This window comes from Amphibacillus sp. Q70 (genome assembly GCF_052055485.1).
Taxonomy (GTDB): Bacteria; Bacillota; Bacilli; order Bacillales; family Amphibacillaceae; genus Amphibacillus.
Genome location: NZ_CP197171.1, coordinates 3,010,246 through 3,024,539 on the forward strand (window position 1 = coordinate 3,010,246; position 14,294 = coordinate 3,024,539).

Sequence of the window (14,294 nt, forward strand, 5' to 3'; positions counted from 1 at the left end):
TTTTGTGACAAGAAGGGATTTATACCATGAGTGAATCATTACAAACCATTGATATTAAAGACATTATGATTGCGCATCAAAGAATTAAAGATGTCGTAAAAAGAACACCGCTACAAAAAGATGCGATTTTATCTAGTAAATACAAGTGTAATGTTTATTTAAAAAGAGAAGATTTACAAGACGTTCGCTCTTTCAAAATTCGCGGAGCCTATCATTTTATGCAAAGCTTAACAGAAGAAGAAATGAGTAAAGGTGTTGTTTGTGCTAGCGCGGGAAACCATGCTCAAGGAGTCGCCTATTCATGTCAAGCGATGAAAGTAAAAGGGAAAATCTTCATGCCAACAACAACACCCAGACAAAAGGTTAATCGTGTGGCCTTTTTCGGTGGTGAATACGTTGATATTATCTTAACAGGTGATACATTTGATGATGCATCTGACGAATCAAAGCAATACTGTCAAGCTCATGATATGACTTTTGTCCATCCTTTTGACGATTACCGAACGATTATTGGGCAAGGGACGATTGGCTTAGAGATTCTAGAAGATATGGATCAGCCTATTTCACATGTCTTTATGTCTGTTGGTGGAGGCGGTCTTATCTCAGGGGTCGGTTCTTATATAAAAGGCATAAGTCCAGACACGAAAGTTATTGGTGTTGAGCCTGCAGGTGCTGCATCTATGCAAGCATCACTGAAAGCCGATAAAGTTATTAAACTTAACTCAGTCGATAAATTTGTCGATGGAGCAAGCGTTAAACAAATAGGTAATCTCTCCTTTGCGATTACCAAACAAGTTGTTGATTCATTTGCAACGATTCCTGAAGGGAAAATTTGTACGACCATGCTCGATTTATACAACGAAAATGCGATTGTGGCAGAGCCAGCTGGGGCAATGCCAGTAACTGCGTTAGATGATTATAAAGATGAAATTAAAGGAAAAAATGTTGTTGTCATTGTAAGTGGAGGGAATAATGATATTGATCGGATGCAGGATATTAAAGAACGATCCCTCATCTATGAAGGGTTTAAACACTATTTTATCGTTAGTTTCCCTCAACGAGCAGGTGCATTGAGAGAGTTTTTATCACTGGTACTTGGCGAAAATGATGACATTACTAGATTTGAATATACAAAGAAAAACAATCGAGACCGTGGTCCTGTTCTCGTAGGGATTGAACTGCAAAATAAGCAAGATTATCAACCTTTAATTAAGCGGATGGAGGAACATGATTTTTCTTATCTTGAATTAAATAAGGACCAGGAATTATTTCAGCTGCTCATCTAATTAGAAAAGCTTGTTGGAAAACGTAAAAACTGGAGCAACATAACTACTGTTCTTGGCTGGGGGTGCCGACGATAGACGAAAAGGTTGATTTTAGTCGGGCATCATTACCTTACAAGTCGATGTTATTTTTACTAAGTGGTATACGTGCGACTATCGTTCTGACTGTGTCTTATAGCTTGTCAGTCGCCAATTCTTTTTTATTGTGTCGTGAATTGAAGGTAGCCCGAGCTAGTCTTGACGCTCGGAGCTGAACGTGCCCATCTTCTGGTAAATCGTTATCTACGTGAACAAATTTATAATTTTTAAAGCAGAGACAAAGGAAGTGCTTATTTTGCAAGTAAAAATGCTCGTTCAAACACAATATAAAAGCCGATTACTCAGGCGAGGGAAAACTTATGAAGTCCCAGATGAAACAGCCAAAAGGTGGAATCAGGCTAAAATTGCTATTATACTGAGTGGGGGTGATAAAAAGTAAAAATAATCCACTTACGATAGCGTGTCCCTCATGACTTGCTTAAATTGTTTGCGATCTTCATCAGTATATGGATCAGGTCCTTTTGTCCGTCCGCCTTGTTTTCTAATCTGAGCACTTTGATAACGAGACTCTAACAGAGTATTGATATTTATTTGTGTATATTGAAAACCTTTTGGATGAATAACTTGACAGTTTTTTTGTAATGCTAAAGAGGCTAGGCCATAATCTTGAGTAATGAGTAAATCGTCTGCTTGAACCATAGCTAAAATCTTATAATCAACAGCTTCATTTGCACTGTCGACATATATTTCTTGAACATGGCTGTCGTATCTTTGAAGTGAGTAATGAGCATAGCTTTTGATCAGTTTGACTTGAAGTTCTCTTTCTTTAGCCAGCAAAACAATTTCTTGCGTAACAGGACAAGCATCACCATCTATATAAATAACCATAAGTTACAACCTCCCGGGAATCTAGACATTTGGAACAAACATTTTATTATTTAATATTATCATACAAGGAGGGAAGAAAATACTGTGTCAAATATACAGGTAGGAAATATTGTTCACTTAACAGTTAAAAAAAAGTTGCCGAATGGTTATATGTTAACCGACGATACTAGTGATATTTTCTTAGATACCAAGGAATCAGATGATACATATAATGAGGGTGACAAAATAGAGGTCTTTTTATATCACGATGATAAAAGGAAAATCGCAGCAACAACACAAATACCTAACGTACGTTTTTCCACCTTTGATTGGGCGGAAGTAGTAGAAGTTAATAAAAATTTGGGTGTTTTCGTTAATATTGGGACATCAAAAGATGTGCTTGTTTCTTTAGATGATCTCCCACAATACTCATCAGCTTGGCCAATAGTTGGTGATCAACTCTATGTGACCTTAAAATTAGATAAGAAAAATCGTTTATTGGCAGACCCTGTAAGAGAAGTTGACTTTGAGGATAATTGGGACCAAGCACCCGAGTCGTTATTTAACCAAGATATTAAAGGGCGGGTGTTCCGATCAGGCAAAGAGGGGGCTGTTATGATTAGCGAAGAAGGTTATCGAGGCTTTATTCATCATTCCCAGCGAAAAAGAGAGCCACGTGTTGGGGAATGGATAGAGGGGCGTGTGATAAAAGTTAAACAAGATGGAACACTAAATGTATCACTATTGCCCAGAAAGAAAGAAGCCCAATCCTTTGATGCCGATAGGATCATGACTTACTTGAAACAGAATGATGGTGAAATGCCTTTTGATAATCAGTCAGATCCTGATGACATTCGTACAATCTTTCAAATGAGTAAGGCAGCTTTTAAGCGTGCTATTGGCAAATTATATAAAGAGAGACGAATAAAGCAGGAAGCTGGAAAAACAATTTTAACTGATGATCATGAGGAAGTTTAAATACCTATCGAATATAGTTAAAAAGTCATTTTGTTTGTATTTTTTTTAAATCTCTTCCTATTTATAATATAAAAGTCAATTCAGAATTCAGCAATTAAATCATTTGAACAGTCCTTCTATAAAAGATATAATGAATATATTCGAGGTTTTTTTTAGTCTTTGAATGATGCTTGCTATATGAATGGGGGTGTCAATGAATGAGTGTAAATACAATAGAAAAAGTAAAAGAGATTGAGCGTCAAGCGGAAGAACTTGAACGTGATTATGAAAAACAACTTCTTGAATTAAAAGATAGTACCGAGAAGACGATTGCTGATATGCAAAAGAAATTAGATAGTGAAGTAGAAAAATTCAAAGAAAAAGAAACAGCAATTAAAGAAGACAAAGTGCAATCTTTAAAAAATTCCTATCAAAAAGAAGAGCAACAACAATTAGACCAACTTGAAATTAATTTTACTGAAAAGAAGGAAGAGCTGGTTAATAAGGTCGTTGAGGAGGTTATGAGAAAGTATGGCAATAGCTAAAATGAAGAAACTGACACTCATATCTTTCCATGAACAGAAAGACCAGTTATTACAATCTATTCAAGCTTTACAGAAATTCGAAGTCGTTGACTTACCATCTACTGATCTAGGCGATTATGAAGGATCACCTCGGCAAGTCGATGAATTAGAAACGTTGATCAAAAATTATCAAACTCGAATTGAACAAGTACAAGCAACGTTATCTTTTCTTCAACCACATTTACCAAAAACAGCACTTCTTAAAAAATTGCGTGAGAAACCAAAAGAACTTTCTCTCCACGATTTAGCAAAAGAAATGACTAAATTTTCCGCTGAAGATCTTGTTGAAAATCTTTTAAGCAAGGAATCAGAGCTTAAAACAATTGCTGAGCGTCAGAAAGATTTAAAAGAAGAAGAAGCGTTTTTGTCAAGCTGGAAAAGACTAAATTTTAGTCAAGCCGATGTACAGAGTTTGAAGAAAATAACTGGAAGTGTCGGTACAGTGCCGCAACATGTTCAAAATGAATATATGAACCAATTGAACAATCATGAATTAATATTCGTCGAAGAAGTTTATCAAAATAGAGATGAACATGGCGTGATCGTATTTTACGACATTGAACATGAAGATGTGGTGAAGCCATTGCTTAATGAATGGCACTTTGATGATTTAACGGCGAATTTCACCGAAAAACCGAGTGAATTGTTAAAAAAGATCGAAAAAGAGCAAAAAGAATTACAAAAACAAGTAACTGAAATTAATGCTCAACTTAAAAAAATGCAAGATGAAGAATGGCAATTAATGCTTGCAGAAGAATATTATCAAGCTAAGCTCGATCGAGAGCGAAGTAAGCTATTCCTCGTTGATGAGAAACATCTATTCATTATGGAAGGCTGGCTTGAAGAATCACGTCTATCTTCCTTTAAAACGGCACTAAAAGCTACTTTAGAAGAGCAAGAATATTCTTTACTCGTAGAGGATATTAAAGAAGAAGATTATGAGCGAGTCCCCGTTGTCTTAACGAACAATGACTATATTGCACCTTTTGAAAATGTGACCGAAATGTATAGTCTTCCGAAATACAATGAAATTGATCCTACACCATTTTTAGCACCATTTTATGCCTTCTTCTTCGGGATGATGGGGGCGGATCTTGGCTATGGACTGATTTTATGGATTGCAACTTTTGGAGCCTTAAAATTCTTGAATTTTAATCCTTCGATGAAAAAGTCCTTGAAGTTTTTCCATTTGCTATCGTATCCGACCATGCTTTGGGGCTTAATTTATGGCTCGTTCTTCGGAACTGAATTACCATTTGTTCTATTATCGACAACAGATGATGTTATCACCATTTTAATCCTATCAGTGATCTTTGGTGTCGTACAAATCTTCCTCGGTTTAGGAATTAAATCACATTTAATGCTTAAATATAATGATAAGTATGGTTCAGTTTCAGATGGATTTGGTTGGATCGCTATTTTTACGGGTCTGATTGTCCTGCTGTTAGGAAATATGATCTTTGAAAGTGATATACTCACGCAGGCAGGTATTATTATTGCTGTTTCAGGAGCACTAGCGATCATCTTAGCATCTGTTTTAGCTTCTGAAAACAAAGGACTTGGTGTTGGCTTAGGTTTATACAACCTATATAATATAACAGGGTACATTGGAGATATTGTCAGTTACACACGTTTAATGGCAATTGGTGTTTCCGGTGGTAGTATAGCACTTGCGTTTAATATGATTATTGGTTTTATTCCACCAGTCGGTCGATTTACAATAGGAATTCTGTTGTTTGTTGCATTACACGCAGTAAATATTGGCTTAACGATGTTAAGTGCTTATGTGCATGGTGCACGTCTGATCTTCGTTGAGTTCTTTGGTAAATTTTATGAGGGTGGAGGCAAGGCGCTTAAACCGCTGAAAGCTTCTGAAAAATATATTCAATTAAAAAATCAAAATGAATGATAAAGAGATGGAGGAATTAGATTATGGAAAGCTGGTTACAATTTTTTATGGAGAATAACGGTGGATTTATTTTTGCCGCATTAGGTATTGGAATGGCGGTTATTTTTGCTGGGTGGGGCTCAGCAAAAGGTGTTGGGATGACTGGTGAGGCTGCAGCTTCACTCATTAAAGAACAACCTGAAAAATTCGGTAAGTCTTTGATTCTTCAGTTACTCCCTGGTACACAAGGGCTTTATGGTTTCGTTATCGGGTTCTTAATTTACTTGAATATGTCTCCAGATATGGCGTTAACTGATGGGATTTATATGTTAATAGCTGCTCTACCTATTGCTTTTACAGGCCTTACAGCTGGTTTCGCTCAGGGACGAGTATCAACTGCGTCTATTCAAATCTTGGCAAAAAGAGAAGATCATAACACAAAAGGGATCATTTATTCTGCGATGGTTGAAACCTATGCCATTTTAGGATTCGTTATTTCCTTCTTACTTGTTTTAGCATAAGATAAAAAATAGTGAGAGGATGTGAACGATGGAAGATTTACAAACTTTGTCCAAACAAATTTTGGCTCGAACTAAAGAAGAAGGTCAAACTAAATTAGATGATTATAAAAAAGTTGCTGATGAAAAAATTGAAGAAACACGGCAAAAACTTTTGGAAAGTGAAAAAAGTCGTAAAGAGTCAATTGAACTCGAATTAAATAATGATTATGAGCGCCAAGTACAAACTTTAGCAAATCAACAAAGGAACAACATCCTTGCTAAAAAGCAGACGCTATTAAATTCAATCTTTGACCAAGCGGTTAAAGAAATGGAAAAGTGGGATCAAAGTCAATTTACAAACTTTTTGACAGGTGTTTTAAGTCGATTAGATCAAAGTAAGCAATGGACTCTTGTTCCTGGTCAAGCTTCACTAAACTTAATTCAAACGGATCAAATTCAAGCTTCTATTAAAGAATATCCATTTGTAACCGTTTCTGAAGAAGTTGTCAAAGGTAAGGCGGGCTTTATTTTACAGCAAGGCGGAATAGACTATAATTTCTGTTTCGATGTTTTGATAAATGAGCTGAAGAAAGAATTTTCTCCACAACTTGCTACCTTAGCATTTTAGACAAACTTGGCTTATCGCTACATTTAAAGAACTTCGACTAATTTCTTCAAATCCTGGGACTTCGGTTATTTGTCCCAGCGCAAAGATTTGTAGAAACGTCGAAGTCACCACATCTGTGTGGAAGTGAGGCCTTTGTTTTTATTTATACCACCATTAGTGATATATGGTGATGTGGTGGTATAAAAATAATGAGTAAGGGGGGAAATTACATGCAAGACACTCAATATAAAAATATTAATACCCAAATTCGCGTACAGGAAACAAAGCTGTTAACACGTGAAGACTATGAGAAAATGCTACGCGCTGACGATCTTCAAGCAGCCTTAGATATTTTAAAAAATACTGAGTATCATTTTGATGATGAAGAAGTTCTAAAGACGAAAAATTTCGATCAATTTTTGATGGCTCGTTTACAAGAGCTTTATCAGGATTTATATGCGATCACACCTGAAAGTGAAGTGGTCCAAATATTTACGCTGCGTTATTCATATCATAATGCCAAAGTTTTGCTAAAACAGCGATTTAAAGACTTAGATCTTGAGCATTTGTTAATTCCAATTGGCAAATACTCATTATCGACGCTTAGAAATTTAGTCAAAACAGGGCAATCGGATATCTTAAATCCAATCATGATTGAAGCTGTTCAAGAAGCGATTTCAGATTATGAAACTTACGGTCGAATTGAAGCCGTAGATGTTTTTATGGATACGTATTACTATAAACATGTGCGTGCGATTACTGATCGATTAAATAACCCAACAATTTCTAAAATAGCTGATGCAATGATTGATTTGGATAATCTATCAACTGTGATCAGAAGTATGAATCAAAACAAGTCACGATCATTTTTGCATACTGTACTATCAAGTTCAGGCTCAATCTCTAAACATGCAGTGATTGAAGCTGCGGACCAAGGGTCTACAACGGCAATTAATCAATTATATTTAAGTCAGCCGTATGCGAGTCAATTAGACAACGTATTGGCTGATTCAAAAAAAGAGATGAACCCAATGCTCTTAGATAAGGTCATTGATGAGATCGTTCATGATCTGATGAAAGAAGGAACATATCAAGCTTTTGGGCCGATGCCCGTTATGGCTTATATGTTTGCCATTGAAAAAGAAGTGACCAATATCCGTTTAATCCTTGTTGGAAAAGACAATCAAATTGCGGAAGAAACGATTAGAGAAAGGATGCGACCCATTTATGGCTCATAAAATAGCAGTAGTCGGAGATAAAGATTCGGTACTTCCTTTCAAAATCCTTGGATTTGACGTCTTCGCTTCAGAATCACCTAGAAAAGCAAGAGAAACGATTGATTCTTTGGCAGAACAAAATTATGGTGTTATTTATTTAACTGAAGCAATGGCAAAGGAAATACCGGATACAATTAAACGCTATGATGCTGAAGTTCAACCTGCGATTATTTTGATTCCTAATCATAAAGGATCACTTAATATCGGGAAGAACAGAATTCAAAATAATGTTGAAAAAGCGGTTGGACAAAATATTTTATAACTAGGAGGGGACTTATTTGAAAAAAGGAAAAATCGTCAAGGTTTCCGGTCCTTTAGTTATGGCAGAAGGTATGGAACATGCTAATATTCAAGACCTTTGCTATGTAGGGGACATGCAATTAGTTGGAGAAATCATTGAGATGCGTAATGATACTGCCTCCATTCAAGTATACGAAGAAACCTCTGGCCTTGGACCGGGTGAACCAGTTGAAACAACTGGTGAAGCTTTATCTGTCGAGCTTGGACCAGGTATCGTCTCACAAATGTTTGATGGTATCCAACGTCCACTTGATACTTTTAAAGCTAAAACTGAGAGTAATTTTTTAGTTAGAGGCGTTAATATTTCAAATTTAGATCGTGATCAAAAATGGGCATTTACAGCAACCAAAGCGCCTGGAGATGCTGTTGAACCGGGAGATATTGTAGGAACTGTTCAAGAAACGAAGGTTATTGAACACCGGATTATGGTGCCACATGGTATAAAAGGAACACTTAAATCAATTGAAAGTGGCGAATATGCTTTAGAAGATGTTGTTTATTCGGTTGAAACTGACAATGGTGTGAAAGAACTGACCATGTTACAAAGGTGGCCCGTACGACGTGGACGCCCATTTAAGAAAAAACTCAATCCAAATCAACCGATGTTAACTGGACAACGCGTCATTGACACATTCTTCCCAATTACTAAGGGTGGCGTTTCTGCTGTACCGGGACCATTTGGTGCGGGAAAAACAGTCGTTCAACACCAAATTGCTAAATTTAGTGATGTTGATCTTGTGGTTTACGTGGGTTGTGGTGAGCGCGGTAATGAAATGACAGACGTATTAAATGAATTTCCAGAACTTGTTGACCCGAACACGGGTGAATCATTAATGGAACGAACGATTCTAATTGCTAATACGTCAAATATGCCTGTTGCGGCTCGTGAAGCTTCTATTTATACTGGGATCACGATTGCTGAGTATTTCCGTGACATGGGTTATAATGTGGCAATTATGGCTGATTCGACTTCAAGATGGGCAGAAGCTCTTCGTGAAATGTCAGGTCGATTAGAAGAAATGCCTGGTGATGAAGGGTATCCAGCTTATTTAGGGAGTCGGATTGCTGAGTACTATGAACGTGCTGGGCGAACACTTGTGGCTGGTTCGGAAGAACGTGAAGGAAGTATTACTGCAATCGGTGCAGTTTCTCCTCCAGGTGGGGATACATCAGAGCCTGTGACCCAAAATACATTACGTGTTGTCAAAGTTTATTGGGCACTTGACTCTTCACTATCTCAAAAACGCCACTTCCCAGCAATTAACTGGATTACTTCATACTCACTCTACTCAACAGAAGTAGGGACGTATATGAATGATGAACTAAAAGAAGACTGGGCTGGTATGGTCCAACATTCAATGAGTTTACTTCAAGAAGAGGCAGAATTAGAGGAAATCGTTCGACTTGTCGGAATTGAATCATTATCGGAAAAAGATCGTTTAACGATGGTGATTGCACAATCCTTAAGGGAAGATTATCTCCAGCAGAATGCTTTTGATGATGTAGATACATTTACCTCTCGTGAAAAACAATTCATCATGCTTGATTTAATCCTCACTTTTGAAAAAGAAGCTCGTGAAGCGATGCGCTTAGGTGCCTATTATCAAGAGATTATTGATGGAACGGAAGAGCTCCGTGATCGAATTGCCCGAGCGAAATATTTATCTGAAGATCAATTAGATGATATTCGAGCGATTAAAGAAGATGCAAAAAAACAAATACATGAAATTGTTGCTACAGGAGGGATGACAGAAAATGCTGAAGGAGTATAAAACAGTTAGTGAAGTCATTGGACCTCTAATGGCAGTTGAACAAGTTGAAGGTGTCAAATACGATGAACTCGTTGAAGTTCAAATGCAAACCGGAGAAATCCGGCATGGTCAGGTCCTTGAAGTAGAAGGCGATAAAGCGATGGTGCAAATTTTTGAGGGACCAAGTGGTATTAATATTCAAGATACGAAAGTTCGTTTTCGTGGAAAACCTCTTTCAATTGATGTTTCTGAAGATATGGTTGGACGTGTCTTTGATGGAATGGGTCAACCGATGGACGATGGACCCAATATTATTCCAGAAGATAGTTTAGATGTGAATGGTCAAGCGATTAATCCAATTGCCCGTGACTATCCAGATGAATTTATTCAAACGGGGATCTCTTCCATTGATCACTTGAATACCCTTGTACGTGGACAAAAGCTGCCTGTGTTCTCAGGCTCAGGTTTACCACATAAAGAATTAGCCGCTCAAATAGCTCGACAAGCAACGGTATTAAATAGTGATGAAAAATTCGCCGTTGTGTTCGCAGCAATGGGAATTACCTTTGATGAAGCAGAATACTTTATGGAAGATTTCCGGAAGACAGGAGCTATTGACCGTTCTGTTATGTTTATTAACTTGGCTAATGATCCAGCCATTGAACGGATTGCAACTCCTAAAATGGCATTGACAACAGCAGAATACTTGGCGTTTGAAAAAGATATGCATGTCCTTGTTATTATGACGGACATGACCTACTATTGTGAGGCACTACGTGAAATTTCTGCTGCCCGTCGAGAGGTTCCGGGTCGTCGTGGTTATCCTGGTTACCTCTATACAAACCTTTCTACATTGTATGAAAGAGCGGGTCGTTTAGTTGGTAAAAAAGGATCGGTAACTCAAATTCCTATCCTTTCCATGCCAGAAGATGATATTACGCACCCTATACCTGACTTGACAGGCTATATTACAGAGGGTCAGATTATTCTTTCACGCGAATTAGATAAAGATGGTGTCAAACCACCGATTAATGTCTTGCCATCATTATCACGATTAAAGGACAAAGGGACAGGGGAAGGTAAAACAAGAAAAGATCACGCTCCTACTATGAATCAATTATTTGCTGCTTATGCAAGTGGTAAGGAAGCAAAAGAATTAGCCATTGTCCTTGGGGATTCTGCCTTGTCTAAAACAGATAAACTATATGTTGAATTCACTGATCGTTTTGAAGCAGAATATATCAATCAAGGGTTTTATACCAACCGTTCGATTCAAGAATCGTTAGACTTGGGCTGGGAGCTGCTGTCTATCTTACCTAAGTCTGAATTGAAACGAATTAAGAACGACATGATTGAAGAGTTTATGCCGGAAGGAGAGTGATTATTAGGTCATGGCTATATTAGATGTCAAGCCAACTCGGATGGAATTATCCAACCTTAAAGACCGTTTAGCTATTTCAACTCGAGGCCATAAGCTTTTGAAGGATAAGCAAGATGAACTGATGCGACAGTTCATTACTTTAATTCGAGAAAATAACCAATTACGTGATGAAGTAGAGAAGGAACTGACAGAAGCGATGCGCGCTTTTGTCGTTGCTAAATCATTGCTTAATGAATCATTTATCGAAGAATTATTCGCTGTCCCGGATACATCTGTGAGCTTGGATATTCAAGAAAAGAATATCATGAGTGTCATCGTTCCACAAATGGATTTTAAAGTCGATGAAGATGAGAAACAATCTGATATGCAGTATGGATTCCTTAATTCGAACAGTGAACTAGATGATGCCATTGAAAAAATCAATCATATCTTGCCTAAATTATTGAAGCTTTCTGAAATCGAGAAAACCTGTCAACTTATGGCTGACGAGATTGAAAAGACACGTCGTCGTGTGAATGCACTCGAATATTTGAAGATTCCACAACTAGAAGAAACGATCTATTATATTCAAATGAAACTTGAAGAAAGTGAACGTGCCAATATTACTCGGATTATGAAAGTTAAAGATATGGGTCAGTAAATACTCAGAAACCATTCGCTAACAAAAGCGAATGGTTTTTGGTATTTTAAAACTTATCACCTTAAAAGGCAAACGATTTGTAATAATGGTGAATAAAGTTGTAAAATGATCGAATGGCTGTTTAGTCCATTTGATTATCTGTCATAGGAACCATCTTTTGGCAGCTGATATATGCGATAATCCATATTTAGATTCCAATATATCGTTCTGTTCAACTACTTGTTCCATTTAGAAACAATTTTGTTGACACAGGTCGGTTAAAAGAATAAAATAACTATTAAATATTTAATGTGATGATTCATATTATTCTGTAAATTCATTTTAAAAAAGGTGGTGTCAAAACATGAGTATAAAAGATAAGAACAAGGTTCAAATAGGTGATTGGGTTAAACTTCAATCAAGTAAAGGTGAACATATTCAGGGCTATGTTGAAAAGGAAACGAATAACAATGATGTTCTGCAACTACGAGTCATTGCAAGTGATAATCAATTACTTTCTGGGCATAGTATCCAAGTACAAACGCAAAAGTTGGAAAAAGATCAAGCCTTTCAACATTTTACAATCGGTGAACTTGAGCAATTAATCGATCTTGCCTTATTAACAAATGATAAAGCATGGTTTGACTCATTGACTAAAGAATACAAAGCTTTACAAGCTGAAAAAGAGAATCTAAAGAACACCATTTAAACATTGAACTACTCACCCCTTAATTTCTAATGAAATTTGAAGAAGGAGATTCCTAAGAACACCAACCTAATGGTTGATTATTGATTAGGCGATCCCTGTCGTACCGACAGTTAGAAGTCTGATGGCTTCAACTTCAATATTTTTACTTGCGTTAAGATCTCGATCGTGTGCTCTATGGCATGAAGGACATTGCCACATGCGTAAGGCGAGATGCTTAACGTCTGGATGTCGATAGCCACAATGCGAACAAAGTTGACTAGAAGGGAAGTTTTTGGCGATGGCTACGACTTCCTTTCCGTACCACTTGGCTTTGTATTCAAGCATCGTACGGAATTCTGACCAGCTGACTTCACTAATGGCTTTTGATAATCGTTTGTTTTTGAGCATGTTAGCTACTTGTAAGTCCTCAATACCAATGATGTCGTGATTCTTGACAATTTCAGTACTGACTTTATGCAAGTAATCTGTTCTGACATTTTTAATTTTTTCGTGAATACGAGCGACCTTGACCCGTTGTTTTTGATAATTTTTCGCTTCATGAAGGGGTTTTCTATCTTGCTTGGCTTGTTTATATCGTCTGGACAGTTTGCGTTGTTCTTTTTCTAATTTGTTTTCTAGCCTGCGTAAACATCTAGGGTTCTTATACGTCGTCCCATCTGAAAGTGTGGCAAACGCTTTGATGCCCACATCGACCCCTGTTGATTGCTTCGTTTGAGGGAGTGAGTCTACCTCTGTCTCAACAAGGATAGAAATGAAGTATTTACCACTTGGATGTCTTCTAATCGTAGCATTTAGAAGGCGTCCATCGACCTCACGACTTTTAGCGAACTTGACAAGCCCTAATTTTGGCAGCTTGATTGTATTGCCCACGACTGCGATATTTCCGTTCGTGTGTTTCGTTGTATACGATTGGGTCGGGTTCCTTTTAGACTTAAATCGTGGGGCGTTCGTTTGTTTGTTAAAGAAGCGCGCAAAAGATTCAGATAGATGTTTGACACTTGATTGAATGGCAATACTATCGACTTCTTTTAGCCACTCATATTCCTGCTTTAAAGCGGGAAGCTGTTTAGAGCATGAACGATAGTTGAGTCCTTTACCCGTTTCCTTGTAAGTTTCATTCCACTTGGCTAGAAAGTGATTGAAAACAAACCGTGAACAACCGATCGTTTTATTCATGAGGATTTGTTGTTCTTTATTCGGATAGAGGCGGAATTTATAGGCTTTATTGACTAACATCATCTCACCTCACTTAATAGGAATATATGTTCTCATTATATCATAAGGGAGATGTTTTGGCTAGCGCCAACCCACATTCATCTCCCACTTACTCACGGGGCGATGCCCTTCATGTTCCTAGAAGTGGGAGTCTTCTGTCGGAAATCCGATAAATTACTAACTCACACTAGTCTTGTTCAATTGAGACTAGTGTTTTTTGTCGAAAGCTAGCTACTGATAAATTCAATTTAATTGACATTATAACGCGTGTATGTTAAAAAATATATGTTAGCACTCTGATACGCTAAGTGCTAATA

At 37.3% G+C, this 14,294-nt stretch carries 15 protein-coding genes; 13 read left to right on the forward strand and 2 right to left on the reverse strand.

Annotated elements, in window-relative coordinates:
- Positions 1 to 26: 26 nt before the first annotated feature.
- Positions 27 to 1,286: a threonine ammonia-lyase IlvA gene (gene ilvA, locus ACS127_RS13460; protein WP_440895552.1), complete on the forward strand. Its 1,260-nt coding sequence runs from the start codon at positions 27 to 29 to the stop codon at positions 1,284 to 1,286.
- A gap of 283 nt (positions 1,287 to 1,569) precedes the next feature.
- Positions 1,570 to 1,761 (forward strand): hypothetical protein, encoded by a 192-nt coding sequence (locus ACS127_RS13465; RefSeq protein ID WP_440895553.1) that lies wholly within the window; start codon positions 1,570 to 1,572, stop codon positions 1,759 to 1,761.
- An 11-nt stretch (positions 1,762 to 1,772) separates the two neighbouring features.
- Here the strand turns inward: ACS127_RS13465 and ACS127_RS13470 are convergent, their stop codons facing one another.
- Entirely contained in the window at positions 1,773 to 2,210 is a 438-nt protein-coding gene (locus ACS127_RS13470; protein WP_440895554.1) for a YaiI/YqxD family protein, read from the reverse strand.
- An 84-nt stretch (positions 2,211 to 2,294) separates the two neighbouring features.
- On the opposite strand from ACS127_RS13470, the gene ACS127_RS13475 reads away from it, so the two are divergent.
- The 11 genes from ACS127_RS13475 to ACS127_RS13525 all read left to right on the forward strand — a co-directional run bounded on the left by ACS127_RS13475 (position 2,295) and on the right by ACS127_RS13525 (position 12,762).
- Positions 2,295 to 3,167, forward strand: a complete 873-nt coding sequence (locus tag ACS127_RS13475) for a CvfB family protein (protein WP_440895555.1) — start codon at positions 2,295 to 2,297, stop codon at positions 3,165 to 3,167.
- Between the two features lie 197 nt (positions 3,168 to 3,364).
- Entirely contained in the window at positions 3,365 to 3,691 is a 327-nt protein-coding gene (locus tag ACS127_RS13480; RefSeq protein WP_440895556.1) for a hypothetical protein, read from the forward strand.
- Positions 3,678 to 5,639 (forward strand): V-type ATP synthase subunit I, encoded by a 1,962-nt coding sequence (locus tag ACS127_RS13485; protein WP_440895557.1) that lies wholly within the window; start codon positions 3,678 to 3,680, stop codon positions 5,637 to 5,639. The genes ACS127_RS13480 and ACS127_RS13485 overlap by 14 nt, the downstream gene beginning before the upstream one ends.
- Before the next feature lie 23 nt (positions 5,640 to 5,662).
- Complete coding sequence (locus tag ACS127_RS13490; RefSeq protein ID WP_440895558.1) at positions 5,663 to 6,139, forward strand: V-type ATP synthase subunit K; 477 nt, start codon at positions 5,663 to 5,665, stop codon at positions 6,137 to 6,139.
- Between the two features lie 28 nt (positions 6,140 to 6,167).
- Positions 6,168 to 6,746: a V-type ATP synthase subunit E gene (locus ACS127_RS13495; RefSeq protein ID WP_440895559.1), complete on the forward strand. Its 579-nt coding sequence runs from the start codon at positions 6,168 to 6,170 to the stop codon at positions 6,744 to 6,746.
- Positions 6,747 to 6,955: 209 nt separating this feature from the next.
- Complete coding sequence (locus ACS127_RS13500; protein ID WP_440895560.1) at positions 6,956 to 7,963, forward strand: V-type ATPase subunit; 1,008 nt, start codon at positions 6,956 to 6,958, stop codon at positions 7,961 to 7,963.
- Positions 7,953 to 8,264: a V-type ATP synthase subunit F gene (locus tag ACS127_RS13505; RefSeq protein WP_440895561.1), complete on the forward strand. Its 312-nt coding sequence runs from the start codon at positions 7,953 to 7,955 to the stop codon at positions 8,262 to 8,264. The genes ACS127_RS13500 and ACS127_RS13505 overlap by 11 nt, the downstream gene beginning before the upstream one ends.
- Before the next feature lie 16 nt (positions 8,265 to 8,280).
- Positions 8,281 to 10,074 (forward strand): V-type ATP synthase subunit A, encoded by a 1,794-nt coding sequence (locus ACS127_RS13510; RefSeq protein WP_440895562.1) that lies wholly within the window; start codon positions 8,281 to 8,283, stop codon positions 10,072 to 10,074.
- Positions 10,058 to 11,434: a V-type ATP synthase subunit B gene (locus ACS127_RS13515; RefSeq protein WP_440895563.1), complete on the forward strand. Its 1,377-nt coding sequence runs from the start codon at positions 10,058 to 10,060 to the stop codon at positions 11,432 to 11,434. The genes ACS127_RS13510 and ACS127_RS13515 overlap by 17 nt, the downstream gene beginning before the upstream one ends.
- Positions 11,435 to 11,444: 10 nt before the next feature.
- Positions 11,445 to 12,074, forward strand: a complete 630-nt coding sequence (locus ACS127_RS13520; RefSeq protein WP_440895564.1) for a V-type ATP synthase subunit D — start codon at positions 11,445 to 11,447, stop codon at positions 12,072 to 12,074.
- 343 nt (positions 12,075 to 12,417) lie between these two features.
- Positions 12,418 to 12,762 (forward strand): IDEAL domain-containing protein, encoded by a 345-nt coding sequence (locus ACS127_RS13525; protein ID WP_440895565.1) that lies wholly within the window; start codon positions 12,418 to 12,420, stop codon positions 12,760 to 12,762.
- Positions 12,763 to 12,846: 84 nt separating this feature from the next.
- On the opposite strand, the gene tnpB is transcribed toward ACS127_RS13525, so the two are convergent.
- On the reverse strand, positions 12,847 to 13,998 hold the full coding sequence (gene tnpB / locus ACS127_RS13530; protein WP_440895566.1) for an IS200/IS605 family element RNA-guided endonuclease TnpB: 1,152 nt from the start codon (positions 13,996 to 13,998) through the stop codon (positions 12,847 to 12,849).
- Positions 13,999 to 14,294 lie beyond the last annotated feature (296 nt).

Bases quoted from the DNA above. Each gene is read 5' to 3' on its own strand.
- ACS127_RS13505 (WP_440895561.1), top strand. From the start codon at position 7,953: ATGGCTCATAAAATAGCAGTAGTCGGAGATAAAGATTCGGTACTTCCT.
- ACS127_RS13495 (WP_440895559.1), top strand. From the start codon at position 6,168: ATGGAAGATTTACAAACTTTGTCCAAACAAATTTTGGCTCGAACTAAA.
- ACS127_RS13500 (WP_440895560.1), top strand. From the start codon at position 6,956: ATGCAAGACACTCAATATAAAAATATTAATACCCAAATTCGCGTACAG.
- ACS127_RS13525 (WP_440895565.1), top strand. From the start codon at position 12,418: ATGAGTATAAAAGATAAGAACAAGGTTCAAATAGGTGATTGGGTTAAA.
- ACS127_RS13485 (WP_440895557.1), top strand. From the start codon at position 3,678: ATGGCAATAGCTAAAATGAAGAAACTGACACTCATATCTTTCCATGAA.
- ACS127_RS13515 (WP_440895563.1), top strand. From the start codon at position 10,058: ATGCTGAAGGAGTATAAAACAGTTAGTGAAGTCATTGGACCTCTAATG.
- ACS127_RS13470 (WP_440895554.1), bottom strand. From the start codon at position 2,210: ATGGTTATTTATATAGATGGTGATGCTTGTCCTGTTACGCAAGAAATT.
- ACS127_RS13520 (WP_440895564.1), top strand. From the start codon at position 11,445: ATGGCTATATTAGATGTCAAGCCAACTCGGATGGAATTATCCAACCTT.
- tnpB (WP_440895566.1), bottom strand. From the start codon at position 13,998: ATGTTAGTCAATAAAGCCTATAAATTCCGCCTCTATCCGAATAAAGAA.
- ilvA (WP_440895552.1), top strand. From the start codon at position 27: ATGAGTGAATCATTACAAACCATTGATATTAAAGACATTATGATTGCG.
- ACS127_RS13490 (WP_440895558.1), top strand. From the start codon at position 5,663: ATGGAAAGCTGGTTACAATTTTTTATGGAGAATAACGGTGGATTTATT.
- ACS127_RS13480 (WP_440895556.1), top strand. From the start codon at position 3,365: ATGAGTGTAAATACAATAGAAAAAGTAAAAGAGATTGAGCGTCAAGCG.